General features: G+C 67.6%; 21 protein-coding genes. 13 read left to right on the forward strand and 8 right to left on the reverse strand.

All coding sequences use genetic code 11. The features are described 5' to 3' along the window. Positions 1-120 precede the first annotated feature (120 nt). From AC24R4_RS08175 to AC24R4_RS08190, 4 genes are all read left to right on the forward strand, one after another. Positions 121-1,347: a cytochrome P450 gene (locus AC24R4_RS08175; RefSeq protein ID WP_487522702.1), complete on the forward strand. Its 1,227-nt coding sequence runs from the start codon at positions 121-123 to the stop codon at positions 1,345-1,347. Positions 1,348-1,367: 20 nt separating this feature from the next. After that, positions 1,368-1,724 carry an antibiotic biosynthesis monooxygenase family protein gene (locus AC24R4_RS08180; protein ID WP_400397412.1) on the forward strand — a complete coding sequence of 119 codons (357 nt, stop codon included), beginning with the start codon at positions 1,368-1,370 and terminating at the stop codon, positions 1,722-1,724. Positions 1,725-1,868: 144 nt separating this feature from the next. After that, positions 1,869-2,996: an extracellular catalytic domain type 1 short-chain-length polyhydroxyalkanoate depolymerase gene (locus tag AC24R4_RS08185; protein ID WP_487522703.1), complete on the forward strand. Its 1,128-nt coding sequence runs from the start codon at positions 1,869-1,871 to the stop codon at positions 2,994-2,996. 89 nt (positions 2,997-3,085) lie between these two features. Next, positions 3,086-4,018 carry a LysR family transcriptional regulator gene (locus AC24R4_RS08190; protein ID WP_487522704.1) on the forward strand — a complete coding sequence of 311 codons (933 nt, stop codon included), beginning with the start codon at positions 3,086-3,088 and terminating at the stop codon, positions 4,016-4,018. A 92-nt stretch (positions 4,019-4,110) separates the two neighbouring features. Here the strand turns inward: AC24R4_RS08190 and AC24R4_RS08195 are convergent, their stop codons facing one another. Further along, on the reverse strand, positions 4,111-4,437 hold the full coding sequence (locus tag AC24R4_RS08195; protein WP_400397584.1) for a 2Fe-2S iron-sulfur cluster-binding protein: 327 nt from the start codon (positions 4,435-4,437) through the stop codon (positions 4,111-4,113). 4 nt (positions 4,438-4,441) lie between these two features. Continuing rightward, on the reverse strand, positions 4,442-5,047 hold the full coding sequence (locus AC24R4_RS08200; protein WP_400397581.1) for an IMPACT family protein: 606 nt from the start codon (positions 5,045-5,047) through the stop codon (positions 4,442-4,444). Between the two features lie 196 nt (positions 5,048-5,243). Here AC24R4_RS08200 and AC24R4_RS08205 point away from each other — a divergent pair, with 196 nt between their 5' ends. The 4 genes from AC24R4_RS08205 to AC24R4_RS08220 all read left to right on the forward strand — a co-directional run bounded on the left by AC24R4_RS08205 (position 5,244) and on the right by AC24R4_RS08220 (position 9,315). Continuing rightward, positions 5,244-7,229 carry a PhoX family protein gene (locus tag AC24R4_RS08205; RefSeq protein WP_487522705.1) on the forward strand — a complete coding sequence of 662 codons (1,986 nt, stop codon included), beginning with the start codon at positions 5,244-5,246 and terminating at the stop codon, positions 7,227-7,229. Positions 7,230-7,349: 120 nt separating this feature from the next. After that, entirely contained in the window at positions 7,350-7,973 is a 624-nt protein-coding gene (locus tag AC24R4_RS08210) for a DUF938 domain-containing protein (RefSeq protein WP_487522706.1), read from the forward strand. 122 nt (positions 7,974-8,095) lie between these two features. Continuing rightward, positions 8,096-8,635, forward strand: a complete 540-nt coding sequence (locus AC24R4_RS08215) for a hypothetical protein (protein ID WP_487522707.1) — start codon at positions 8,096-8,098, stop codon at positions 8,633-8,635. Beyond that, entirely contained in the window at positions 8,632-9,315 is a 684-nt protein-coding gene (locus AC24R4_RS08220) for an RES family NAD+ phosphorylase (RefSeq protein WP_487522708.1), read from the forward strand. The genes AC24R4_RS08215 and AC24R4_RS08220 overlap by 4 nt, the downstream gene beginning before the upstream one ends. A 21-nt stretch (positions 9,316-9,336) precedes the next feature. Here the strand turns inward: AC24R4_RS08220 and AC24R4_RS08225 are convergent, their stop codons facing one another. The 6 genes from AC24R4_RS08225 to AC24R4_RS08250 all read right to left on the reverse strand — a co-directional run bounded on the left by AC24R4_RS08225 (position 9,337) and on the right by AC24R4_RS08250 (position 16,750). Next, positions 9,337-10,101: a sulfite exporter TauE/SafE family protein gene (locus AC24R4_RS08225; RefSeq protein ID WP_487522709.1), complete on the reverse strand. Its 765-nt coding sequence runs from the start codon at positions 10,099-10,101 to the stop codon at positions 9,337-9,339. A 233-nt stretch (positions 10,102-10,334) separates the two neighbouring features. Next, entirely contained in the window at positions 10,335-11,303 is a 969-nt protein-coding gene (locus AC24R4_RS08230; RefSeq protein ID WP_400395448.1) for a tripartite tricarboxylate transporter substrate binding protein, read from the reverse strand. A 124-nt stretch (positions 11,304-11,427) separates the two neighbouring features. Beyond that, positions 11,428-12,849 carry an efflux transporter outer membrane subunit gene (locus tag AC24R4_RS08235; protein ID WP_400395450.1) on the reverse strand — a complete coding sequence of 474 codons (1,422 nt, stop codon included), beginning with the start codon at positions 12,847-12,849 and terminating at the stop codon, positions 11,428-11,430. After that, positions 12,846-14,045, reverse strand: coding sequence for an HlyD family secretion protein (locus tag AC24R4_RS08240; protein WP_487522710.1), 1,200 nt, complete (start codon positions 14,043-14,045; stop codon positions 12,846-12,848). Before AC24R4_RS08240 ends, AC24R4_RS08235 begins: the two co-directional genes overlap by 4 nt. Next, positions 14,042-15,700 carry an MFS transporter gene (locus AC24R4_RS08245; protein WP_487522711.1) on the reverse strand — a complete coding sequence of 553 codons (1,659 nt, stop codon included), beginning with the start codon at positions 15,698-15,700 and terminating at the stop codon, positions 14,042-14,044. Before AC24R4_RS08245 ends, AC24R4_RS08240 begins: the two co-directional genes overlap by 4 nt. Positions 15,701-15,805: 105 nt before the next feature. After that, complete coding sequence (locus AC24R4_RS08250) at positions 15,806-16,750, reverse strand: LysR substrate-binding domain-containing protein (protein ID WP_400395594.1); 945 nt, start codon at positions 16,748-16,750, stop codon at positions 15,806-15,808. A gap of 156 nt (positions 16,751-16,906) precedes the next feature. On the opposite strand from AC24R4_RS08250, the gene AC24R4_RS08255 reads away from it, so the two are divergent. The 5 genes from AC24R4_RS08255 to AC24R4_RS08275 all read left to right on the forward strand — a co-directional run bounded on the left by AC24R4_RS08255 (position 16,907) and on the right by AC24R4_RS08275 (position 24,905). Next, positions 16,907-18,079 carry a CaiB/BaiF CoA transferase family protein gene (locus AC24R4_RS08255; RefSeq protein WP_153947062.1) on the forward strand — a complete coding sequence of 391 codons (1,173 nt, stop codon included), beginning with the start codon at positions 16,907-16,909 and terminating at the stop codon, positions 18,077-18,079. 9 nt (positions 18,080-18,088) lie between these two features. Then, the gene (locus tag AC24R4_RS08260; protein WP_487522712.1) at positions 18,089-18,931 is read left to right on the forward strand and encodes an HpcH/HpaI aldolase/citrate lyase family protein; all 843 of its coding nucleotides are present in this window, start codon (positions 18,089-18,091) and stop codon (positions 18,929-18,931) included. 374 nt (positions 18,932-19,305) lie between these two features. Then, positions 19,306-20,589 (forward strand): TolC family protein, encoded by a 1,284-nt coding sequence (locus tag AC24R4_RS08265; RefSeq protein ID WP_153947156.1) that lies wholly within the window; start codon positions 19,306-19,308, stop codon positions 20,587-20,589. Continuing rightward, positions 20,573-21,772, forward strand: a complete 1,200-nt coding sequence (locus tag AC24R4_RS08270; protein ID WP_400394642.1) for an efflux RND transporter periplasmic adaptor subunit — start codon at positions 20,573-20,575, stop codon at positions 21,770-21,772. The genes AC24R4_RS08265 and AC24R4_RS08270 overlap by 17 nt, the downstream gene beginning before the upstream one ends. A 10-nt stretch (positions 21,773-21,782) precedes the next feature. Next, on the forward strand, positions 21,783-24,905 hold the full coding sequence (locus AC24R4_RS08275; protein ID WP_400394639.1) for an efflux RND transporter permease subunit: 3,123 nt from the start codon (positions 21,783-21,785) through the stop codon (positions 24,903-24,905). The last annotated feature ends 58 nt before the right edge of the window (positions 24,906-24,963 follow it).

A 24,963-nucleotide genomic window follows, 5' to 3' on the forward strand; every position in this document is an offset into this window, starting at 1 on the left:
CAGCTTGACCGGGGTCACGCGCGGCGCGGGCCGCGCATTCGATATTTCACGACAGGACGAACCTTTTCCGGTCCGCGCGCTGCGAATATGGCCGTATCGCCCATTCAGCCGGAAACCGTGATGGATTCGTCCCTTGATGCCTTGCACACGCTGTGCTCTCCTGGCGTGGCGCGCGCCGCCCATGCCAGCCCCGCAGACCCCATTGCGGCGGTCACCCATCCAGACCCCTATCCCTGGTATCGCCGGCTGGCGCGCACGCATGCGTTCCATTACGACGCGTCGCTGAAGCTGTGGGTGGCCGCCAGCGCCGCCGCCGTGGCGGAAGTGCTGGGCTATCCCGATGCCCGCGTGCGTCCGCCTGGGCAGCCGGTGCCGCCCGCGTTGGCCGGTGGCCCGGCGGGCGACCTGTTCGGCCGCCTGGTTCGCATGACCGACGGCCCCGCCCACGCTGCCCTGAAGGCCATCGTGCTGCGCCATCTGGCCGGGCTAGACCTGGGCCTGGTGCGCGTGCGCGCCCATGCGCTGGCAGCGGCGCTGCCGCGCATGACCGACGACGATGCGCACGAAGCCACGCGCTGGATGTTCACCTTGCCCGTGCTGACCGTCGCGGACCTGCTGGGCCTGCCGCTCGAACGCGACGCCGATGGCCATGTTTCCACGCGGGTGGCCGGCTTCGTTTCCACCTTTGCGATGGCGATGTCGCCGCTGGCCACGCCGGCCGAAGTGGAAGCGGGCGCGGCGGCCGCGCAATGGCTCACGCAATGGACGCGCGACGGTACGCCGTCGGCGCCTGCGGGAAGCCTGCTGCACGCGCTGTCGCAGGACACCGCGCTGGCGGGCATCGACACCCCAACGATGGTCGCCAACGCCGTGGGGCTGATGATCCAGGCGTGCGAGGCCACCGCCGGCCTGATCGGCAACACGCTGGTCCATCTGGGGCGGACCGGCCAGCCCGCGGGCCCGGACAGTTGCACCGATGGGCTGGTGGCACACGTGGCCCGCGTGGACCCGCCCGTGCAGAACACGCGACGCTTCATGGTCGCCGACGCCATGGTGTGCGGCCAGCCCGTTCGTGCCGGCGATGCGGTGCTGGTGCTGCTGGCGGCCGCCGCGCATGACGCTGCCCCGGAAGTGGCCCCAGGGGCGGCCCCACCAGCGGCGGCCCGCCCCTGGACATTCGGTGCCGGGCGTCACGGCTGCCCCGGCGATGCGCTGGCCCAGGTGCTGGCCGCCTGTACCGTGCAGGCGCTGCTGTCGCGCGGGATACAACCGGCGCGACTGGTGGATCGCGTACGCTATCGGCCATCGGTCAACGCCCGGATTCCGCAGTTTCACGTACAACCCTGAACCATAAGAAGGAGCCCCCGATGATTGCCGTGATCTTCGAAGTCGAGCCTGCGCCCGGACGCCAGGACACCTACCTGGACATTGCCGCCCACCTGAAACCGACGCTGGAGGCCATCGACGGCTTCATCTCGGTGGAACGCTTCCAGAGCCTGACAAACCTGGGCAAGCTGCTGTCGCTGTCGTTCTTCCGCGATGAGGCGGCCGTACTGGCCTGGCGCAATACCCTCGACCACCGGCAGGCGCAGGCGGCCGGGCGCGGCGGCGTGTTCGCCAACTACCGGCTGCGCGTGGCGCAGGTGCTGCGCGACTACGGTCTGCGAGAACGCGACGAAGCGCCGGCCGATAGCCGCGCCGTGCATGACGCGGGCGGCCGTTGAGCGTCCTGCTTGACGGATTGACCGCATCCGGGCGGTCTCCGACGCGCCGGTTCATGACAATCTGACATATTCGTCCCGTAGACTCGTGCATCATCGCAGCGGAGGTCTGGCCACGCAGCAGCGGAAACGAAAGGGCGATGCGGCATGAAACGGCGCACGAGCGGCACCAAATTATGGGCAACGCTGAGCAAGCAGGCGACGCGCAGCGCACGCCAGTTCAGCCGCACGGTCACCCGGACCGTGACCGATCCGATGGTGCGCGCGGCCCGGCAGCAGAGCCAGGCCGTCAGCAAGGCCATGGGCCGCGCCGTGGGCAAGGTGGCGCGCCAGGCCCTGACCGGCGTGGTGACACCGGCGCGCGCGCCGGTCAGCAAGCGCGGCGGATCCTGGGAAGAAGGCCTGTGGGGCTTCAGCCTGGGCATCGGCAGCGTGGGGCAGCGCCGCTACCGGGTGTTCGTTCCGCCCGGCGTCAGCGCGGCCCGGCCCGCGCCGTTGCTGGTCCTGCTGCACGGCTGCGGGCAGGATGCCGCCAGTTTTGCCGCGTGCGCCCGTGTGGCCACGGTGGCGCGCGACGCGCGCTGGGTCGTGCTGATGCCCGAGCAGTCGGTACACGCCAATGCCCAGCGTTGCTGGAACTGGTTCCGTCCCGCGGCGCGCGGTGCATCGGAAACCGCGCTGCTGATGTCGATGATCGACCATGTCAGCCAACGCTACGCCATCCTGGCCCATCGCGTCTGCGCCTTCGGCCTGTCGGCCGGCGGCGCCATGGCGATGATGCTGGGCCTGCGTTATCCGGATCGCTTTGCCGCCATCGGTTCCCATTCGGGCGCCGCGCCCTTTAGCGCCACCAATGCCACGCAGGCGCCAAAGGCCATGCGCGGCGATCGGGCGCCCGACGCCGTGGCGGCCCGCCTGGCGCTGGCCGGGCGTTCCCCACCCCCGCTGCTGTTGCTGCACGGCGACGAAGACAGCGTGGTGTCCTACGACAACGCCACGTCCACGGCGGCGATGTGGCTGGAACTGTTGCCACCGGGCGCCCCGGCCCCCAGGGCACTGCCGGCCAGGCGCGTACGGCGCGGCACGCGGCGCGCGGTGGACGTGTTCGACTGGCAGGCCGGGCCGCGTCCCTATCTGCGCGTGGTAAAGGTGGAAGGGCTGCGCCACGCGTGGAGCGGCGGCGCGCCCGGACAGGCGTTCTCGGACCCCAGCGGGCCCGACGCGCTCAAGATCGCGCTGCGCTTCTTTTCGGTCAACGGGCGCCAGCGGGATTGAGCCCGATAAACGGGCGGTGAATGCGGTCTTTCGAGGACAGGTCGAGCCAGCTGTGATAATCGGGTACGACTTTCACTTATGCAGTGAAAATGATCAGACTCGACGACCTTCATCTTTTTGTACGAACCGCGGCGCTCGGCAGCTTTTCGAACGCTGCCCGCGAGGCCGATCTGCTGCCCGGCCAGGTCAGCGCAGCCATCCTGCGGCTGGAAAAGGAACTGGATATCCGACTGTTCGCCCGGTCGACGCGCAGCCTCCGGCTGACTGCGGAGGGCGAGCAATACCTGCCCTATGCCGACGAAGTGCTGGCGATGCTCAAGGAAGGCCGGGAGCGCATGCATGGCGAGCAGACGACGCTGCAGGGCACCCTGAAGATTGCCGCGCCTTCCGACCTGGGGCGCAATGTCCTGTTGCCACTGCTGACGGCGTTTCAGGCATCGCACCCCAAGCTGGTGCTCCGGCTGTCGTTGTCCGACCAGGTCACCGATGTATTCCGGGACCCGGTGGATATCGCCATCCGCTACGGCGCGAACGAAGGCGCCAGTTACGTGGCGCTGCCGTTGGCCGAGCACAATCGGCGCGTCCTGGTCGCTTCGCCGGACTACCTGCAACGCCATGGACGTCCGGCATCGCTGGATGACCTGCTCATGCACCAATGCCTGCCGTTTGTGCTGGGGGGCCGCCTGTACGATCGCTGGCACTTTCCTGCGGCCGGCATGCGGCGACAGATCACGATCAAGGGCACGCTGCTATGCGATGACGCGGAGATCGCGCGGCGCTGGGCCATCGACGGACGCGGCATCGCGTACAAGTCGTGGATAGATGTCTGTGCCGACGTCGAGCAGGGCCGGCTGGAACTGCTGCTGCCCGAGCAGCCTGGCGAGCCGGTGCCGCTCAATCTGGTATGCCCGCACCGCCGGCAGTTTTCGCCTGCCGTGCGGTACCTGCACGCCATGCTGCGCGAGCGATTGCTGGAGATGAGCGAAAAGATGCGTACCTACACGCGCGATACCGTGGGCTGAGCGTGGGCGACAGGTTCGCGGGAAACGCCGTCGGCGACTATCGCGTCACCCACTGAAGCCTATAGGAAGGTGCCAGACCTGCGCTGGCGCGATCACCCCGCGCCGACCGGCTCGAACACCACGTCGCCGGTCGGGCAGGCCACGCAGGGCAGGATGTAGCCGTCGTCCTTCTCGTCCGGACTCAGCCCCGGCCATTCGATCCGATACCGCACGCTGCCCGCGTGCAGCTTGCTTATGCAGGCGCGGCAGGTGCCGTTGCGGCAGGAACTGGGCAGGCTCACGCCATCGAGCAGGGCGCTTTCGAGCAGGCTCAGCGACGCCGGCGCGGCAAAGCGCACCGGGCCGGGCAGCACCTGCGCCGTGAATTCCCGGTTGTCGTCCAGGATGTCGGCTGGCATGCCGGATTGCGATTCGGCCATGGCGCTAGTCCTCATCGGCCGGAAACCCGGCTCGCCCGTGGGTGGCATCGCGCAGGGCTGCCTGCGCCTGCTCACGTAGCGCGGCCGGCAGGCGGATGACCAGCGTGGCCAGCGCGCCATAGCGGGTCTCGGCCAGCGTGCAGCCCGTATCGGCCGATTGATCGATCCAGCGGCGCACGCGCGGTTCGTCGGGGTAATCGACCAGCACGGTCAGCGTGGCGTAGGCGATGCGTTCGATCCGCTCCGCATCCTTGAGCGCGCCCGCGATGGCGTCGGTATAGGCCCGCACCAGCCCCCCGGCGCCCAGCTTGACGCCGCCGTAATAGCGCACCACGGCGGCCAGCACGCCGTCCAGGTCGTGATGGCGCAGGACCTCCAGGATGGGCCGGCCGGCCGTGCCGGACGGCTCGCCGTCATCGGACATGCCCGACTGGCCGCCCGCCAGCAAGGCCCAGCACACGTGCGTGGCCGTGGGATGCCGGGCGCGCAGGTCCGCGATCACGCCCATGGCCGTCTCGCGATCGGGCACCGGCACGGCCAGCGCGATAAAGCGGCTCTTGCGTATCTCGATGTCGGCGTGTACCGGGGCGGCTAGCGTGAAGGTCGGCAAGACAGGGCAGGGAAGTCGACAGGCAGGAGGGCGAGTGTAGCGCAGCCGGCCGGGGCACCAAATGCGTGACAGTTTGCTGACCATCAAACATCTGTCATGAAAGGGCCTTACCATCCGGACGGGCAGATGTCGTTCCTGCCACAGCGCATCGCTTCAGAAGAACGGCCAGACACCCACCAGAGCCCACTTCCACCCCATGTCCGACCAGACCGTCAATGCCCGTCGCCGCGCCCTGAAAATCCTGGGCGGCGCCCCGATGCTGCCTCTTGGTGCCGCTGCCGCCAGCCTGGCCGGCGGCATGTCCGCGATGGAGGCCGCCTTTGCCGCCGCGCCCCGCCGCAAGGCCGCTGCCTTCGCCTCCGCCACGTTCACCGGCATGGCCGCGCCCACGCTGGACAACGCCGCGGCCATGGCCACCACGACGGTGGGGTCGTCGCTGAAGGTGTCGTACACCGACGGCACCTGGCAGGACTACACGCTGGCCTACCAGCCGTTCTTCGTCACCGGCGACCTGGTGCCGGACGGCAAGGGCGGCAAGGTGCTGGCCGGCGGGTATTACGACATCCAGAACCGTCCGATCATGGACGGCTCGGTGCCGGGCAAGGCGCGTCAGTTCTATTCCGATGCCCCCGACGGCAGTTCGGTGCTGACGCTGCGCAACGCCCGGGTGCGCGGTGTCAAGGGCAACGCGGTATTCGCGGTGGTGCAGTTCGAGTACACCACCCGCGACCAGGCCGATGCCGAAATGCACGGCATGCTGCCGTCGCCCATCGCCGTGCTGACGCTGGACCAAGACCCCAAGACCGGCAAGCTGAGCCTGGTGCAGTATCACAATGTGGACACGTCAGGCGTGAACGGCCTGTGGATCACCTGCGGCGCAAGCCTGTCGCCTTGGAACACGCACCTGTCGAGCGAGGAGTACGAGCCCGACGCGGCCAGGGCCGCCACCGACAAGAAGCTGCGCGGCTTCAGCCGGCACCTGTATGGCGATGCGGGCCGCGCCAATCCGTACCACTACGGCCACCTGCCGGAGGTGACCGTGCACCCCGACGGCACCGGATCGATCCGCAAGCACTATTGCCTGGGCCGCATCTCGCACGAACTGGTGCAGGTGATGCCCGACGAGCGCACCGTGCTGATGGGCGACGACGCCACCAATGGCGGGTTGTTCCTGTTCATCGCCGACCGTCCGCGCGACCTGTCGGCGGGCAAGCTGTATGTGGCCAAGTGGCACCAGACATCGGGCACCGGCCCGGGCGCGGCCACACTGTCGTGGATTCCGCTGGGCAGTGCCAGCAGCGACGAGATCCGCAGGCTCGCGGACGGCGGCATCCAGGTCACCGACATCATGGACGTGAAGTTCAAGGACCCGGAGGATGCGAGCTTCACGCGCATCCTGTTGGACGGCAAGCCGAACTGGGTGAGGCTCAAGCCGGGGCAGGAGAAGGCCGCCGCATTCCTGGAAACGCACCGCTACGCCGCACTGGTGGGCGGCAGCCTGGGCTTCACCAAGATGGAAGGCACGACCGTCAATATCGCGGACAAGAAGGCGTACTCGGCCGTCTCGCGCATCGATACCAGCATGCTGGCCGGCCACGCCGCCAATGCCGGCGATATCCGCGTGGAAGGCCCCTACTCGGGCGCCGTCTACGAACTCAATCTGCGCGGGGCGCAGTCGGACCGGGCGGGCGCGCGCATGGACAGCGAATGGGTGCCGGTCGACATGGCGGCCGTGCCGGCGCTGGTGTCGGAAGACCTGGGCGGCGGCCCGAAGAAGGCGCAGGACGCGCTGGGCAACTACGCCAATCCGGACAAGGTGGCCACGCCGGACAACCTCAAGTTCTCGGAGACACTTCGCACGCTGTTTGTCGGCGAGGACAGCAACACGCATGTGAACAACTTCCTGTGGGCCTACAACGTGGACACGAAGCAGCTGTCGCGCGTCCTGTCGTGTCCGGCGGGCGCGGAATCCACGGGGCTGCACGCGGTGGACGAGATCCACGGCTGGACCTACATCATGACCAACTTCCAGCATGCCGGCGACTGGGAAAAGGGGCTGCACGACAAGGTGAAGGGCACGCTGGACCCGCTAGTGCGCGCCAACTACAAGGACCGCTTTGGCGCGGCGGTCGGCTACCTGACGGCAACGCCGTCGGCGCTGCGGCTGAACCGCCGCGCCTAAGCGCGGCACAAGACGCGCATCAGAGGCGTCTTGCGCTGTCTGACCACGCAGGTACGGCGGGCCTGCTACCCTGTGGGCTGGCGCCCGGCACATCGTCGGCGCACGTCCACAGGAATCCCCATGACACAGCCCGCCGCAGACCTGACCGCGCGCCGCATGGCGCCCGCAACCGACCGCAACCGCGCGCCTATCCTGGCCGTCTTGCGCGACGCCCTGCCGAAAACCGGCACGGTGCTCGAGATCGCCAGCGGCACCGGCCAGCATGCGGTGTACTTCGCGGCCGCGCTGCCCGGGCTGACCTGGCAGCCCAGCGATCCCGATGCCACGCACCGCGAATCGATCGCGGCCTGGACGGCCCACGACAAGGCCACGAACGTGCGGCCGCCGCTGCCCATTGACGTGAGGCAGGAGCCCTGGGGCATCGACGCGGTGGATGCCATCGTCTGCATCAACATGATCCACATCGCGCCCTGGGCCGCCGCCGAGGCGCTGTTCGCCGGCGCCGGCCGGCGCCTGTCCCCCGGTGGCGTGCTGTATCTCTACGGCCCCTACCGCCGCAACGGCGCGCATACCGCACCCAGCAACGAAGCGTTCGACCGGCAGCTGCGCGTGGCCGATGCCGATTGGGGCGTACGCGACATGGAAGCCGTCATCGCCCTGGGTGCGGCGCACGGCTTGACCTGTGCGGAACCGATTCCCATGCCGGCCAACAACTTCAGCCTGGTGTTCCATCAGGCCGGTTGAGGGCGGCGCGCAACGGAATGTTGCGGAAGCGTTAAGGATTGCCATAATCCTGTTGCGGTGCTTGAGCGGCCCCCACGGCATGCGTAGCCTTGGTCTCGTGGTGACAACCAGGAGGTCTCAGTATGTTTGCCGAAGCCGTAGCGGTAATCCAAGCCCAGGAGGTTCGCAGCGTTTCGCGAAACAGCCACGCCACCAATCTGGCTGGCGATCTTTTGAAAGCAATGCGGGAATTGTCCGTACTGCCGCTGACAACGCTGACACCTGCGGAAGTTATCGAAAGCCACTTCGCCGGCATGTCGATGGACGATCTGGTGCGCGAGTTGGCGGCGGGGCGGCTCTGTGGAGGGCGGGGCAGGGAGGCGAACGACCTGGAATTTCCTGCATGGCAGTTCGTCAAGCCGGCTCCGCAACTGTTGCCGCCCGTCATGCGCGCGGTACACGAGGCGGGCGCCGTGGATCCGCGATACTTCTGGACTATCCGGTACGAGGGACTCTTCGACTTGACGCCGGCGGAGCTCCTTTGCGGAAAGCTCTTTGTGACCCGCCGCTCCGTCTCCATGGAACAGGCCGACTATCTCGCCAGATCTGATAAAGAACGCCAACGGATCGTGGTGGCACATCATGAGGCACTGCTGGCGGAGCGGGAGGGGCCTCACGCATGAATGTCACCCATTCCGCAAGCCTCGGTATCGAGATGCCAGCTCGCGCGCATCTGAAGGAAGTCCTTGCTGCCGGTGTGTGTGTACTGCGTCGCGGCACGTGGCTTGTCAGGGCAGCCCGAGCGCAGGCATCCGTGTTGCCGGACACGGTCAAGACAGCATACCGGTGGGGACCTCCGGATTCAGCCCGAGACAATGATGCGCGCTTGCCCTTCCACTGGTTATACGTTGCTGAAGATTCGAATACCGCGATCTGGGAAGGACGCTTCTGTGAGCGCAGTGAAGAACGTCCAGGGTTCTTTCATGTGCAACCGGATGCGGTGGAGCGAGGGATTATCGCGCTTTTCCGGCTCGAGGCCGATTTTCGGCTACTGGAACTTGGCGGGCCAACAGCGGCCCGGCTCGGCATATACGACCAAATATCCGAGCCCAACCACACCTGGTGCCAGCACTTCGGCATCGAACTGCACCACGTCCTTGCCGAGCTCCATGCAGACACCGGCGCCATCGGCATACGCTATCCCTCACGGAAGCTACGCAATCGCTCGGCCATTGCCATTCATTCCGAATACATGAGCGTGTGGCGGCGTGCGATCACGATACGCACGGTCAGATTCGAGGATATGCCAATTCACCGGCAACTGTGCCGCGATCCGTGCTATCTCCCGCAGGACCGCCGATAGCCGTGTTGCGTGGCAGGCTGCCTACCCCCGCACCAGCATGACCAACGCCGTTGCAATCAGGCATATCGCGAATGCTGCGCGCAGGCGCCGTTCCGGCATGCGGTGGGCCAGTGCCACCCCCCAGGAGATCGTCAGCATGCCGCCCAGCGACAGCGGGATGCCGCTGGTCCAATCCACATGGCCGGCGTGTGCATAGGTCAGCAGCGCCACTATCGCGCCGGGTGTGACCAGGGCCAGGGCCAGTCCCTGGGCGGCGGCCTGGCGCATGCCAAACAGGCCGACCAGGGCAGGGGCGGCGACCACGCCGCCGCCTACGCTGAAGAATCCGGAGAACGCGCCGCCGACCACGCCGACGGCCGGAATCCAGGATGCCGATACCCGTGCCTGCTGGTGCGTCGCGGCGCGGCCGGGCAATAGCCGCCAGAGAAAATAGAGGGCCAGGCCGATCATGAACACGGCGAAGATGCGGCGCAGCAGTGCAGCGTCGATCGACGTGGCGAGCCTTGCGGACAGATAGGTGGACAGCATGGCGGACAGCCCCAGGACGATTGCCGTCTTGAGGTCGATGTCGGCACGCTTGCGGTATTGCCAGAAGCCGATCACCACGTTGGGGGCGATCATGACCAGCGAGGTGCCTTGCGCCAGTTGCTGGTCCATGCCGTAGAGGAGGCCCAGCGCCGGAATGGCGATCAGGCCGCCGCCGATGCCGAACAGGCCGCCCACCCCACCGAGCAGCCCTCCAAGTCCGAAGATGAGCAGGGCGGACAGCAACGAATGGTCAGGCATGGCGAATCAGGGGCACGGTACGGAGCAGGCAAGCGCACGATGATACGCGGACATGGCGCAGACATTCGGGAAATCACCGACACGATGCCGGTCGCGCAGGGCCCGGATCGGCGGCCGACGCTCCACTCCCGCGGCAGGAGGGCAGAGCGCCGTACTACGGTTAAAGCTGGCTGAAGCCCGTTGAAGCCGGCTGAAGCCGATGGAAGCGGTCCGGGCGAGCCGTGCCGGGCGGCTCAGTCCACCTGGGCCCCCGACTGCTTGACGATCTTCGCCCACTTGTCGATATCGGCGCGCAGCGTGGTGGCCAGCTGCTGCGGCGTGCCGCCGAGCGTTTCGGCGCCCTGTGCGGCCAGCTTGTCGCGCAGCGATTTGTCGGCCAGTGCGGCCTGCATGGCCGTGGACAGCTTCTGGACGACTTCCTTCGGCGTGCCGCGCACCGCGAACAGGCCGACCCACAGATCGCCGCTATAGCCGGGCACGGTCTCGCCGATGGCCGGGATGTCGGGCGCGAACGGCGACCGTTTGGCCGAGCTGACGCCCAGTGCGCGCACCTTGCCGGCCTTGATGTGCGAAAGCACCGAAGGCAGGCTGGCAAACGCCATCGGCACCTGGTTGCCCAGCACGTCGTTCAGCGCCGGCGCCACGCCCTTGTAGGGCACATGCTCCAGTTTGATGCCGGCCATCGTGTTCAGCATCTCGCCCAGCAGGTGGTTCAGCGTGCCATTGCCCGCCGATCCATAGCGATAGAAGTCGGGCTTGGCCTTGGCCATCGCGATCAGTTCCGACATCGACTTGGCTGGGAAGGCCGGATTCACCACCAGCACGTTGGGCACCGTGGCCACCAGCGAAATCGGCTCGAAATCCTTGACCGGGTCGAACGGCACGCTGCGGTACAGCGACGGATTGATGGCCTGCGTACTGCTGATGGTCATCAGCAGCGTATAGCCGTCGGGCGTGGCACGCGCGGCGGTCTGCGTGCCGATGTTGCCGCCGGCACCGGGGCGGTTTTCCACTACCACCTGCTGGCCGATCCGCTGCGACAGGTCGGCCGCCACCAGCCGCGCGACGATGTCGTTGGATCCACCCGGCGCCTGCGGCACGATCATCTGGATCGGCTTCGAGGGGTAGGTGTCTGCCTGGGCGTGGCCGATGGCGGCTGCCGCCAGTGCCACGCCGGCCAGGGCGCGAAGGGTACGGGTCATGCTGTCTCCTGATGAAAGCGGCCCGGCCGGTGTTCTGGGGTCTTGCCGGGTGTTGTGGGGCCCACTCTAGCCCAGCCCCGCACGCAGGAGAAATTCAATCGGCGACTGGCGCCATAAGCTTTTCTTATTGGCCGGTGCCGCCAGCCGGCTGCCAGCCGCCGCCCATCGCCTGGTACAGGGCCACGCTGGCATTGAGGCGGTCCGCGTGAGTCTGGATCAGGTTCAGTTCGGCACTGAACAGCTGGCGCTGGGCGTCCAGCTGCTCCAGATAGGGCGAGTACCCGGCACGATAGCGGTTGGTGGCATGGCGCAGGGCCGCCGCCAGTGCGTCGCGCTGCTCGCGCAGCCGCGCTTCCTGTTCGCCCAGCTTCTGCACCGCGGCCAGGTTGTCGTTGACTTCGCGGAAGGCGGTCAGCGCCACGCGGCGGTAGGCATAGGCGGCCTCGTCGCGCTGCGCGGCGGCGGCATCGGCGCCGGCCACGATGCGGCCGCCCTCGAACAACGGTGCCAGCACGCTGCCGCCGAGCGTCCAGATCCGGACCGGATTGGCCAGCCCCGTTGCATAGACCAGTCCGGCCGAGGCGGTCAGCGGAATGCGGGGCAAGTAGGCCTTGCGGGCGGCGGACAGGCTGGCATCGGTGGCGGCCAGCGTGTATTCGGCCTGGGCAATGTCGGGCCGCCGCCGCAGCAGTTCGGACGGCAGGCCCGCCGGCACGGGCGGCTGCTGCAGCGCCTGCAGCGGCAGGCCACGGGCGATGGCGCCCGCATCGGGATTGCCCACCAGTACGCCCAGCGCGTTTTCCTGCCTTGCCACGGCCAGTTCGGCCTGGGGCACGGCCTGGGCGGTCGATTCATATTCCGCCCGCGCCTGTTCGTATTCGAGCTGGGACGTGTACCCGGCCCGCGCCCGGTCGCGCGCCAGCCGCAGCGCGTCGGCGCGCGACGTCAGCGTCTGGCGCACCACATCGAGCTGGGCATCGAGCGCCCGCAGCGTGATATAGCCGCGCGCGGCGGCGGCCGAGACGGACAGGATGGTGGTGTCGCGCGCCGCCTCGCTGGCCAGCAGGCTGTTGCGCGCGGCCCCCACCGAATCGCCGATACGGCCGAACAGATCGACCTCGTAGGAAGCATCCAGCGCCAACTGGCCGGTGTTGGCGGTGCGGGCCGTGCCGAATGCGTTGATGGCGCGGCCGCGTGTGCCGCTGGCCGTGAAGTCCAGCGTCGGGAACAGCGCGGCGCGGGCGATGCGTGCCTGGGCATCGGCCTGGCGCACGCGTGTCACGGCGATGGCGACGTCGTCGTTCTGGCCCAGCGCCTGGGCCACCAGCGCGGTCAGCGCCGGGTCGCCGTAGGTCTGCCACCATTCGCGCTCGATGGCGACGGTGGGGCCGGGGTCCACGCGCCAGGCGACCGGCGGCGCGACGGGCTCCGGCACGGGCGGGCGCGGTCCCATGCAGCCGGCCAGCAGCAGGCCGATGGCGGGCAGCACGGCGCGGCGCGTCAGGCGCAGCGCGATGCAGGCGGAAGGACCAGGCGTTTGCGTCATGGCGTGGGTGGCGGATGGGTGCGGGTGTCGACTTCGGCCTGCACCGACATGCCCGGACGCAGGCGATCCGCCATCGGCTGATCGGGGTCGATGGCAATGCGCACCGAGATGCGCTGCGCCACCTTGACGAAATTGCCGGTGGCGTTATCGGCGACGATCACCGCGAACTCGGAACCGGCCGCCGGCGACAGGCGCTCCACGCGGCCGGTCAGGCGCGCGTTGTCCAGCGCATCGACGCGGAACGTGGCCCGCTGGCCCGGCGCCATGTGGGCGGTCTGGGCTTCCTTGTAGTTGGCGATGACCCAGCGTTGCGGCGGCACCAGAAACATCAGCTGCGAGCCCGATGTCACGTACTGCCCCAGCCGCGCGCCGATCTGGCTGAGCCGGCCGTCCTGCGGCGCGATGACAACGGTGTTCGACAGGTCGATGTCGGCCAGCTGCAGGGCGGCCCGCGCCTGTTCGACGGCAGCCTTGAGGCCCTCGCGGCCCACGATGATGGCTTCCACGTCCTGCCGGGCGATCTCCACCGCGGCGCGCGACTGCTCGACGGCAGCCTCGGCCTGGCGCAGCGCCGCCCGGGTCTGATCGCGTTCGCGCAGCGACACCGAGCCGTCGGCCACCAGTTCGTCCACCCGCTTCATGTCGGCCTGGGCGCGCAGCAGCTGGGCGCGGGCGTTGTCGGCATTGGCCAGCTGCGACTTCACGGTGGCCTCGCGGGCGCGCTGGGTCTGGTCGGCGTTCGCCAGATTGGCAATCTGCGTGTTCAGCGATGCGCGCGCCTGTGCCACGCGTTGGCGATAGATGCGGTCGTCGATGCGCAGCAGCACCTGGCCCGTCTTGACCAGGTCGAAGTCATGCACCGGCACCTCGGTCACATAGCCGCTCACCTGCGGGCTGATGATGGTGGTCTGGCCGCGCACATAGGCGTTGTCGGTGCTCTGGATCGACGGCGAGAACGGCGGCAGGCCCCAGGCGTACAAGATGATCAGCACGCTGACCAGCGCCACGACGACGATCAGTGCCGTCAGCCGACGCGATCCGCGGGGCGGCGCCCAGCCCTTGGGCGAAGCATCGACCTCCACCGGGTCTTCGAGCCGTTCGGGTTTGCCGGCCGGGGACGGGGCAGGGGAGCGATCGGGCTGCGCTGGCGATCCGGACGAGTCGGGCGGTTCTGGCGGGTCGGGCGGTGGGGTCAAGTGCCTGTCTCCGTGGAGGGCGGGGTTGGCGATGGCTTCTTCTCTGGAATATGTCCCGGCACCACCCGGTTCAGGTACAGCGCCAGCAGCCAGACAAAGGTGACGGTGGACAGGATGCCGATCACCAGGAAGACGTCGTTGAACGCCAGCACGTTGGCTTCGCGCGTGACCTGCTGCGCCAGCGCCATGGTGCCTTCGGTCTGGCGCAGCACCGGGTCGGCCAGCACGCGGCTGTAGACGTTGGACAGCAGTTGCAGGCGCGCGGCGTCGAGCGGGTCGGACAGGCTGATGCCTTGCACCAGCGCATGCGAATGGAATTTCTCGCGCCAGGTCTGGAACGTCCCCAGCAGCGCCGACCCCGCCAGCCCGCCCAGCGACTGCGTGATGCTGAACAGCGCCGAAAAGCTGACGAAATGGCTCATGCCGCGCTGCAGCGCGCTGCCCATGCCGATCAGCAGCGTCGGCCCCAGGAAATAGACCGCCGCAAAGGCGATCAGCGACTGCGTGAAGTACATGTTCTGCGGCCGCGTCAGGTTCGTCGAGCCGGCATCGACGAACGCGCCGATCGCGATCAGGATCAGCGAAATGCGGATCGGCCGCCCGAGGTTCTGCGGATTCAGGGTCAGGGCGCTGGCCGCGATGCCGGCCACCGTGGCCATCGACACGACGATATACAGCGAGATCAGCTGGTCGTTGCCCATGCCCAGCGCCGTCAGCAGGCCCACCGCGCCATACGGCTGTTCGGACAGCAGGATGCGCACCGACGTGGCCACCACGGCAAAGCGGATGATCGCCATGCTGCCCAGCCACCGCGTATTGAGTAGCGGATTCACGCGGTTGTGCTCGATCCACAGCGCCGCCGCGATCAGGATCACCGCGCCGCACAGCGCGTAGCCCAGCCACGGCGCCTCGGTCCACCACAGGATGCGGCCCTGGCCCAGCACCGCGCACAGCAGCGCCATGCCCGGCGCGAACAGCGCGAAGGTGACGAAGTCGAGCGGCTCGAAGGCCTTGATCCGCTCGCTGGGCGGCAGCGGCAGCAGGGCCACCGTGACCAGCGACAGCAGCGACAGGCCGAATTCGAACTGGTACAGCGTTTGCCAGTTGCCGGCTTCGAGCATGCCCGTGGAAAACGTCCGCGCCAGCGGCGTGGCCAGCTGCGGCACGCCGAAACCGATCACCACCGCGCGCATGCGATGCCGCGCCGGCAGCGACTGGATGATGTAGTAGAGCGCCAGCGTGGACATGCCACTGGCGGCGATGCCGTTGGCGGCGCGCGCCAGCAGGGCGGTGCCGAAGGTGTGGGTCAGCAGGTGGGCGCCCGTGATCAGCGCGTAGGACAGCAGGAAGACCTTGGTGAACCGCTGCAGGCCGTACTGCTGGCGGAACTTGATCACCAGCATCGACATGCAGACATTGGTCATGACATAGACCGTGGACAACCACGCGGCCTCGTCGCTGTACAGGCCGAACACCCCCTGGATGTTGTTGAGGTTGGCCACCACCAGCGCGTTGCCGAAGGCGCCGGTCAGCCCGATCAGCACGCCCACGCAGAAGTAGGCGACGCGCCGTGGCGTGGGGTGGTCCGGCGTGGCGGGCGACCCCGGCATCGACGGCCGTTCATGCGGCTTGAACTCGTAGCTGGCAGTTGCCATGGCTGACTGGTAGGCGACGAACGACGTGGGATGTGGCGATGATGCGGGAGGAACCGGCGCGTGGCAAGCGCGGCCCGGGGCGCCCTGCCGGGCGGTTGTCCGGGGTCAGCCCTTTTGCAATGCTTGCAATGCCGGCGGCGCCAACGAACCGCCTTGTGCAATTCTCTCCTTGACGATGTCGCGCAGGATGTCGGCAACGGCTTCCGCCGCGTTCGAACGCGGCAGCGCGCGCGGCCAGCACAGCGACAGCGTGCGGCGCAGTTCGGGCACGATACGCCGGCGCGGCACGGCGGCATCGTTTTCGTCCAGCGACGAGGCCGGCAGGATCGTACAGGCCAGCCCTTCGCGGGCGGCGGCCAGCAGGAACGGCAGCGAATCAAGGTCGGCTACCACGTTCAGGGCGATGCCGGCCTGGGCGAAGCGCCGCTCCACCACCTCGCGCAGACCCTGCGATCCGCTAGGCAGTACCAGTGGCAACGCGTCGAGCGCCTTGAGCGCCACCGTCTCGGTGGCCTTGCCGCGCGGCGCCGGGCCGGGTGGTGTGCCAATCAGGTAGAGCGGTTCGCTGGCCAGCGGCTCGGGCTCCACCGCGCGCGACGGGGTGTCGCGGAACAGGATGGCAAAGTCGAGCCGGTTCTGGTTCAGCAGTTCGGAGATATAGCCGCTCATGCTTTCGAAGAGCTGCAGCCGCACCTGCGGATAGCGTTGGCGTACGGCCCGCACCAGGGCCATGCCGAAGGCGGCGGCAGCGGTGGTGGGCAGCCCGATGGCCACGGTGCCCGAGACCTCGGTGCCGGCCACGCGTACATCGGCCCCGGCAATCTCGATCTGGCGCAGGATATTGCGCACATGCCGGTAGAGCGTCTTGCCGGCCTCGGTGGGCCGCACGCCCTTGGCGCCGCGATGCACCAGCGGCACGCCGAACTCGTCCTCCAGCGCGGCCAGCTGCTGCGACAGCGCGGGCTGTGCCACGCACACCACCTCGGCGGCCCGCGTGAGGCTGCCGTGGTCGACGATGGCCACGAAATAGCGCATGGCGCGGATGTCCATGATGGTGGGTCTCTCCCCTTCGACTTATCAGATATGAAAACGCCAGGGTATTGATTCTACTTATGGTGCCTTCCGCATTCCCTATTTCACACGGCCGGCGCCGGCAGGTAGATTGTCGGCATCGCGCCATGCGCATCTTTCGCCCCCGACACTGCCATGTCCAGACCGCTTGAAGGCATCACCGTAGTCTCGCTCGAACAGGCCATCGCGGCGCCGTTCTGCACCCGCCAGCTGGCTGACCTGGGCGCGCGCGTCATCAAGATCGAACGTCCCGGCCCCGGGGATTTCGCGCGTGCCTATGACGGCCGGGTGCGGGGGCTGTCGTCGCACTTCGTCTGGACCAACCGTTCGAAGGAAAGCCTGACGCTGGACGTCAAGGCGCCCGGCGCGGGGCCGGTGCTGGAGGCGTTGCTGGAAAAGACCGACGTGCTGGTGCAGAACCTGGCGCCCGGCGCTTCCGCGCGGCTGGGGCTCGACTATGAAACGCTGTCGAAACGCTATCCGCGCCTGATCGTCTGCGATATTTCGGGCTACGGCGGCGATGGCCCCTATCGGGACAAGAAGGCGTACGACCTGCTGGTGCAGAGCGAGTCGGGCTTCGTGTCCGTGACCGGCACGCCGGAAGAGGGCGTCAAGGCGGGCGCATCGGTGGCCGATATCGCGGCCGGCATGTACGCCTACAGCAACGTGCTGGCGGCGCTGATCGAACGGGGCCAGACCGGGCGCGGCAAGCGCATCGACGTGTCGATGCTCGAATCGATGGTCGAGTGGATGAGCTTTCCGATGTATTACGCATTCGAAGGCGCCGAGCCGCCGCCGCGCGCGGGCGCCGCCCACGCCACGATCTATCCGTACGGGCCGTTCCCGACCGGCGACGGCAAGACCGTCATGCTGGGCCTGCAGAACGAGCGCGAATGGGCGGTGTTCTGCAAGGTGGTGCTGCAGGAGCCCGATCTGGCCACGCAGGCTGACTTTGCCACGAACAGCCTGCGCAGCGCCAACCGCGCGCAGCTGCGCGCCCGCATCGTCGAGGCCTTCAGCCGGCTCAGTGCCGCCGAGGTGGTGCACCGCCTGGAAGAGGCCAGGATCGCCAATGCCAGCGTCAATACCATGGCCGATGTGTGGCACCACCCGCAACTGGCCGCCCGCGCGCGGTGGCGCCAGGTGGACACGCCGGCCGGACCGATTCCGGCGCTGCTGCCGCCAGGCATGACCGATGCGCGGATGGATGCCGTGCCGGGCGTCGGCCAGCACACCGATGCCATCCTGGCCGAAGTGGGCTGCAGCGCGGCGCAGATCGCCAGCCTGCACGCCGACGGCGTGGTCTGAGGAGGCGGCATGAGCGCAACTCCTGCCCAGGCGCGTGTCCCGCGCAGCTATCTGTTTGTGCCGGCCTCGCGGCCGGATCGCATCGGGAAAGCCATCGCGGCCGGTGCCGATGCGGTGATTGTCGATCTGGAAGATGCCGTCGCACCCGATGCCAAGGCCTCGGCGCGCGACGGCTTGTGTGCAGCATGGCGCACACTTCAACAGCAGGCCGACGCGGCGGGCGTGGCGCTGCTGCTGCGCACGAACGGCGCCGATACGCCGTATTTTGGCGACGATCTGGCTTTCTGCTGCACGCAGGCGGTCCAGGCCATCGTGTTGCCCAAGGCCGACAAAGCGTCGCTGGCGGCACTTCGTGCAGAGTTGCCGGATACTCCTTGCCATGCCTTGCTCGAAACCGCCGCCGGGTTTGCCGATTTACCGGATGTGGCGCGGGCGTCAGGTGTCACGCGTCTGCTGTTCGGCAGCATCGACCTGATGTTCGACCTCGACGTGGGCGACGACGACCTTCCGCTGCACTTCTTCCGCAGTGCCCTGGTGCTCCATTCCCGGGCCGCCGGCCTGCCGGCGCCGGTGGACGGCGTCTGCACCGCCATCGGCGACGCCCAGGCGCTGGCTGCCGATACGTTGCGTGGGCGTCGCTTTGGGTTCGGCGCGAAGCTGCTGATTCATCCAAGCCAGGTAGCCGGCGTGCACGCGGCGCTGGCGCCCGCCGATGCCGAAGTGGCGTGGGCGCGCCGCGTGGTGGAGCAGGCTGCAGCGGCGCAGGGCGCCGCCATTGCGGTGGACGGGAAAATGGTCGACCGGCCGGTTCTTGATCGCGCGCAACGTATTGTCGCGGCGGCAAGCCGTTAATGTTTCGCTAATAAAGCTCCGGGGCAGCCATTTACGGCCGTACGGCGCCAATCGGTGTTTTCCCTGACCGGTGGGTTCGATGCAAATGTCGAAATTTATCGACAGGATGAAAGCAATTTGTAATGGGGTTGCTGTCAAATGCGCATGGGAGATCGTGCGCTGCCATGCATGCGGTATTAATGGACTGGACGCCGGGTAAAACAGAACGATAAAAGTCACTTACCCGGTCCACCATTCGGCTGGCACGGTCGTTTACTCCAGACCGCAAGTCGAATTGAGCCAGACCGATCGTGCATTTTCCTGCTGTTTTCCGTGCCGCCGCGGCAACGCTGCTTGCCCTGGTGGCCAGCGCTGGTCACGCCGCCAGCGCGCCAATGCCGCCCGACGGCCCCTGTGTGCCACCCCCACCGAAGGCTGCCCTCACGCTGGCGCAGGCCCGGCTTGACGCGTTGCGCTGCAACCGGGACATCATCGCCGCCCGCCGTAACGAAGAGGCCAGCCAGGCCGACATCCAGATTGCTTCCCAGCGGCCCAACCCGGTGCTGAGCCTGGGCGTGGCCAATATCAACCCGCACCTTGGCGTGGGCGCTGGCAACCTGCGCAGCAAGACGGTGGATTCGACCGTTCGCGTGGACCAGGTCATCGAGACGGCCAACAAGGGCAACCTGCGTACCGAGGTCGCCCGCAAGGCCAGCGCCGCCGCCGGCGAGCAGACCCAGGCGGTGGTGGCCCAGCAGCTGGGCGCCGTGGACCAGGCCTGGTACGAAGCCGTGGTCAGCCAGACCCGCGTGGAGGTGCTGACCGAAACCGTCGGGCTCTACGGCCGGACCCAGCAGGCCAACGAGGCGCGGCTCAAGGCGGGCGATGTGTCGCGCGCGGACGTGACCAAGCTCCAGCTCGAAACGCTGCGCGCCCAGAACGACCTGCGCGCCGCCATGGCCGACCACAGCAGCGACAAGGCCGCGCTGGCCGCCGCCATGGGCGTGCCCGGCACGCTGATGGACAACCGCCTCGTGGCGGACTGGCCGGCCCCCGATGCGCCGGTGCCGCCGTTCGATCCCGAAGTGCTGCAGCGCCGCCCCGACGTGACCGCCGCCGAAGCGCGGCTGGCCGCTGCGTCGTCGCAGCGCGACCTGGCCCGTGCCGGCCGCGTGCCCGACGTGACCGTGGGTGTGCAGTACGAGCACTATCCTGTTTCGGAAACCAACACCACCGGCAGCGGCAACAGCTACGGCGCGTTCGTGTCGATCCCGCTGTTCGTGCGCCACAGTTTCGGCGGCGAGGCGCGCCGGGCCGAGGTCGACTACTACGCGGCGCTGGACGACCGCAACCGCATCCTGCTCGAGGCCCAGAACGAGATCGGCCGGCTGCGTGCGCAGCTGGACGCCGCCCGGGCGTCGTTGCAGCAGATGCGTGAATCGGTGCTGCCGGCCGCCGAAAGCGTGGCCAACAGTGCCGAATTCGCCTATTCCAAGGGGGCCAGCGGCGTGCTGGACCTGCTGGACGCACGCCGCGCGCTGCGCCAGACCCGTGTGGATGCCGTGGAAGCGCAGGGCAACTATGCCAAGGCCCTGTCGGCCTACCTGACCGCGCTGCAATCCACCCAATCCGATATCAACAAGCTTCCCCAGGTTCGTACCGATGCGTCGCGCCCATAATTTCCCGTCTCTCTCCGGCCGTTTCCGCATGGCCGCCGTGGTGTCTCTGTGCGCGCTGGCGTTGGCCGGCTGTGGCAAGAAGGAAGTCCCGGAAAACGATGACGAGCCGAAGATCTCCGGCCAGACCATCACGTATCCGGCCAGCGTGAAGGCGCTTTCCGGGGTGGTTGGCCAGCCCGTGCAAAGCGGCGGCGACCGCATGCTGAGCATGCCCGGCCGCCTGGTCTGGAACGAGGACAAGACCGTGCGCGTGGCCACGCCGTTCGTGGGCCGCGTGATGGAGATCATGGTGCAGCCGGGTGCCACGGTGAAGGCCGGCCAGGCGTTGGCCATGCTGACATCGCCCGACTTCGGCGTGGCCCAGGCCGACGCCCGCAAGGCTGCGGCCGACAGCGCCGTGGCCGCCAAGTCACTGGCCCGCCAGCGCGAGCTGTACCAGGCCGGCGTGATCGCCCAGAAGGACCTGGAGCAGTCGCAGGCCGACAACGCCCGTGCCGCCGCCGACCTGGCCCGCACGCAGGCCGCGCTGCGCATGTATGGCGCGGGCAGCGGCGACGCCGTGAACCAGCGTTTCGCGCTGCGCAGCCCGATCGACGGTCTGGTGGTGGAACGCAATATCAATCCCGGCATGGAAGTGCGCCCGGACCAGCAGCCCAATGCGCCGCTGTTCCTGATCACCGATCCCAGCACGCTGTGGGCCCAGCTCGACGCCGCCGAGGCCGACCTTGGCCTGTTCAAGCCCGGCATCAACGTCCAGCTGGTCAGCGCCGCCTATCCCGGCGAGACCTTCACGGGCACCGTGGTCAAGATCGCCGACTATGTCGATCCGGCCTCGCGCAGCGTGAAGGTGCGCCTGGTGGTGCCCAACGCCGACCGCCGCCTGAAGGCCGAGATGTTCGTGACGGCCAAGCTCCAGGCCGCGTCGTTCCAGGGGATTGCGGTACCGTCCAAGGCCGTGTTCCTGGCCGACAACAAGAACTACGTGTTCGTGCGCACGTCGGCCACGCCGTTCGTGTTCGAGCGCCGCGAGGTCAAGCTGGGCGTGTCGCTGCCGGGCACGACCGAAGTGGTGGCGGGCCTGAAGGACGGTGACGTTGTCATCACGGATGGCAACCTCTATCTGCAGGACATCCTGCGCGATGCCACCGCGGTGAATGCCGCGCGTGCGGCCGCCAAGCAATAAAGGCGGCCCGATGATCCAACGTATCGTTAGCTTTGCGCTGCACCAGAAGCTGTTCGTCTGGCTCGGCCTGATCATCTTCGTCGCGGGCGGCCTGGCCGCCTTCAAGAACCTGCCGATCGAGGCCTTCCCGGACGTCTCGGACATCCAGGTCAACATCATCACGCTGTACCCGGGCCGTGCCGCCGAGGAGGTGGAGCGTCAGGTCACGATTCCGATCGAAACGGCACTGGCCGGCACGCCGAATTCGGTGCGGGTGTTCTCGCACACCCAGTTCGGCCTGTCGTTCATGATGGTGACCTTCAACGACAAGGCCACCGACGTCACCGCGCGCCAGCAGATCATCGAGCGGCTGCGCAGCGTGGACCTGCCCGACGGCGTGCAGCCGGAGCTGGCGCCGCTGTCCACCGCCATCGGCGAAATCTTCCGTTTCCGCCTGACCGGCAAGGGCTATACGGCGCAGGAATTGCGCACGCTGCAGGACTGGGTGGTCGAAAAGAACATGCGCCAGGTGCCGGGCGTGGCCGACGTGGTGACCATTGGCGGTTCGATCAAGCAGTACGAGGTGAACCCCAATCTGGGCCGCATGCGCGACGCCAAGATCTCGCTGTCGCAACTGTTCACGGCGCTGCAGCGCGGCAACTCGAACGCCGGTGGCGGCGCGGTGGCCCATGGCCGCCAGCAGTATCTGCTGCGTTCGCTGGGCAGCTTCCGCTCGTCGGCGGACATCGCCAACGTGGTCGTGGCCGAGAACAACGGCACGCCGATCCTGGTCAAGGACATTGCCGAGGTAAAGATCGGCTCGGCGCCGCCGCAGGGCCTGATGGGCCAGGACAACGAGGACGACATCGTCTCGGGCATCGTGGTGATGCGCAAGGGCGAGAACCCGTCGGTGGTGCTTGAGGCACTGAAGCAGAAGATCGAACTGCTGGACTCGCAGATCCTGCCCAAGGGCGTGAAGATCGTGCCGTACTACGATCGCTCCACGCTGATCGACAAGACGCTGCACACGGTGTTCGGCAACCTGGTGGAAGGCGCGCTGCTGGTGCTGGCCGTGCTCTACCTGTTCCTGGCCAATGTGCGCGCGGCGGCGATCGTGGCGCTGGTGATTCCGCTGTCGCTGCTGTCGACGTTCATCGGCCTGACGTGGGTCGGCATTCCGGCCAACCTGCTGTCGCTGGGCGCGATGGACTTCGGGATCATCGTCGACGGCGCGGTGATCGTCGTCGAGAACATCTTCAAGCGGCTGGGCGAGCTCAAGGAGCAGCAGATCAAGGACAGCCGCGCGCGGCTTTACGCGATCCTGCAGGCCACCACCGAGGTGGGCCGGCCGACCGTGTTCTCGATGATCATCATCATCGCGGCGCACATCCCGATCTTCACGCTGCAGCGCCACGAGGGCAAGATCTTCGCGCCGATGGCGTACACGGTGACCGGCGCGCTGATCGGCTCGCTGATCCTGTCGCTGACCGTGGTGCCGCTGCTGTGCCACCTGCTGCTGACCAAGAACATCGCCCACGACGACAACTTCGTGGTGCGGTACTGCAAACGCATCTACGAGCCGATGCTGGCCTGGGCGCTGGACAACAAGAAGAAGGTGGTAGGCATTGCACTGGGCCTGCTGGTGGCGACCGTGGGCGTGGGCAAGTTCCTGGGCAGCGAATTCCTGCCCGAGCTGGACGAAGGTTCGATGTGGGTCAGCTTCGACCTGCCGGCGTCGGTGTCGCTGGTCGAGGCACGCGACCAGGCCCGCATCCTGCGCAACGTGATCCGCAAGACGCCCGAGGTGAACACCACGATTTCCAAGGTGGGCCGCCCCGACGACGGTACCGATCCCAAGCTGATCAACACGGTCGAGATCCTGGTCGACCTGAAGGCCGACAAGCAGTGGCGCGCGGGCTTCGACAAGCGCAAGATCATCAACGAGATCAACCACAACCTGCGTCAGCTGCCGGGCATCGAGCCGAATTTCTCGCAGCCGGTGCGCGACAACATCCTGGAAAGCATCTCGCAGATCAAGGGCCAGATCGTGATCAAGGTGCAGAGCGACAGCCTCGAGCACAACAAGAAGGTGGCCGACCAGATCCTGGCGAACGTGCAGTCGGTCAAGGGCGTGATGCGCGCGTTCATCGACCGCGACGGTGAACTGCCGCAGTACGTGCTGGAATTCGATCGCGCCCAGGCGGCCCGCTACGGCATCAACGTGGCCGATGTGCAGGACCTGATGGAAAGCGCGTTGGCCGGCAAGGCCGCCACCGAACTGTGGGAGGGCGAAAAGCACTTCAGCGTGGTGGTGCGCCTGAAGCCGGGCGAGCGCGAACTGCCGAACCTGCCGAACATCTTCATGCAGACCGCCGACGGGGCGCAGGTGCCGCTGTCGCAGCTGGTGACGTTCCGGGCGGCGTCCGGTGCGATGAACATCAGCCGCGAGAACGGCCAGCGCACCACGTCGATCGGCATCTTCATCCACGACCGCGACATGGGCAGCGTGGTGAAAGACATGCAGGAGCTGGTGAAGAAGAACGTGAACGCCGAGGACGTCAAGATCAGCTGGTCGGGCGAATTCGAGAACCAGGAACGTGCGATGGCGCGGCTGTCGATCGTGGTGCCGCTGTCGGTGCTGCTGATCTTCCTGCTGCTGTTCAATGCGTTCCAGTCGTTCAAGAGCGCGGCGCTGATCATCTCGAACATCCCGTTCGCGCTGATTGGCGGGGTGTTCGCGCTGTTCCTGACCGGCATTCCGCTGTCGGTGTCGGCGGCCATCGGCTTTATCGCGCTGTTTGGCCAGGCCGTGCTGAACGGCGTGGTGATGGTGACGTACTTCAACCAGCTGCGCCAGGAAGGCATGCCGGTGCGCCAGGCCGTGCTGACCGGTTCCATGGACCGTCTGCGCACGGTGCTGATGACGGCCATGCTGGCCATGCTGGGCCTGTTCCCGATGGCCGTCTCGCGCGCCATCGGCTCGGAAACGCAGCGTCCGCTGGCCATCGTCATCATCGGCGGCCTGATTACGGCCACGCTGCTGACGCTGATCGTGCTGCCGACGCTCTACGAGTGGATGGTGGGGCGCAACTGGCCGGACGAGGAAGGCCAGTCGAACAACGAGAACCGCCTGAACGACTCGATGGCGCATTGAGCAGGGCTCGTGAAGCCGTAACCAAGACCGGGGCAACGCGCCCCGGTTTTTTTTCGTC

Source organism: Cupriavidus sp. CER-90, assembly GCF_057652055.1.

What these genes read in the sequence shown, in the direction of transcription:
- AC24R4_RS08245 (WP_487522711.1), bottom strand. Translation starts at nt 15,700, where the DNA reads ATGGCAACTGCCAGCTACGAGTTCAAGCCGCATGAACGGCCGTCGATG.
- AC24R4_RS08230 (WP_400395448.1), bottom strand. Translation starts at nt 11,303, where the DNA reads ATGACCCGTACCCTTCGCGCCCTGGCCGGCGTGGCACTGGCGGCAGCC.
- AC24R4_RS08205 (WP_487522705.1), top strand. Translation starts at nt 5,244, where the DNA reads ATGTCCGACCAGACCGTCAATGCCCGTCGCCGCGCCCTGAAAATCCTG.
- AC24R4_RS08260 (WP_487522712.1), top strand. Translation starts at nt 18,089, where the DNA reads ATGAGCGCAACTCCTGCCCAGGCGCGTGTCCCGCGCAGCTATCTGTTT.
- AC24R4_RS08190 (WP_487522704.1), top strand. Translation starts at nt 3,086, where the DNA reads ATGATCAGACTCGACGACCTTCATCTTTTTGTACGAACCGCGGCGCTC.
- AC24R4_RS08270 (WP_400394642.1), top strand. Translation starts at nt 20,573, where the DNA reads ATGCGTCGCGCCCATAATTTCCCGTCTCTCTCCGGCCGTTTCCGCATG.
- AC24R4_RS08220 (WP_487522708.1), top strand. Translation starts at nt 8,632, where the DNA reads ATGAATGTCACCCATTCCGCAAGCCTCGGTATCGAGATGCCAGCTCGC.
- AC24R4_RS08185 (WP_487522703.1), top strand. Translation starts at nt 1,869, where the DNA reads ATGAAACGGCGCACGAGCGGCACCAAATTATGGGCAACGCTGAGCAAG.
- AC24R4_RS08195 (WP_400397584.1), bottom strand. Translation starts at nt 4,437, where the DNA reads ATGGCCGAATCGCAATCCGGCATGCCAGCCGACATCCTGGACGACAAC.
- AC24R4_RS08180 (WP_400397412.1), top strand. Translation starts at nt 1,368, where the DNA reads ATGATTGCCGTGATCTTCGAAGTCGAGCCTGCGCCCGGACGCCAGGAC.
- AC24R4_RS08250 (WP_400395594.1), bottom strand. Translation starts at nt 16,750, where the DNA reads ATGGACATCCGCGCCATGCGCTATTTCGTGGCCATCGTCGACCACGGC.
- AC24R4_RS08255 (WP_153947062.1), top strand. Translation starts at nt 16,907, where the DNA reads ATGTCCAGACCGCTTGAAGGCATCACCGTAGTCTCGCTCGAACAGGCC.
- AC24R4_RS08210 (WP_487522706.1), top strand. Translation starts at nt 7,350, where the DNA reads ATGACACAGCCCGCCGCAGACCTGACCGCGCGCCGCATGGCGCCCGCA.
- AC24R4_RS08175 (WP_487522702.1), top strand. Translation starts at nt 121, where the DNA reads ATGGATTCGTCCCTTGATGCCTTGCACACGCTGTGCTCTCCTGGCGTG.
- AC24R4_RS08215 (WP_487522707.1), top strand. Translation starts at nt 8,096, where the DNA reads ATGTTTGCCGAAGCCGTAGCGGTAATCCAAGCCCAGGAGGTTCGCAGC.
- AC24R4_RS08265 (WP_153947156.1), top strand. Translation starts at nt 19,306, where the DNA reads ATGCCGCCCGACGGCCCCTGTGTGCCACCCCCACCGAAGGCTGCCCTC.
- AC24R4_RS08275 (WP_400394639.1), top strand. Translation starts at nt 21,783, where the DNA reads ATGATCCAACGTATCGTTAGCTTTGCGCTGCACCAGAAGCTGTTCGTC.
- AC24R4_RS08225 (WP_487522709.1), bottom strand. Translation starts at nt 10,101, where the DNA reads ATGCCTGACCATTCGTTGCTGTCCGCCCTGCTCATCTTCGGACTTGGA.
- AC24R4_RS08235 (WP_400395450.1), bottom strand. Translation starts at nt 12,849, where the DNA reads ATGACGCAAACGCCTGGTCCTTCCGCCTGCATCGCGCTGCGCCTGACG.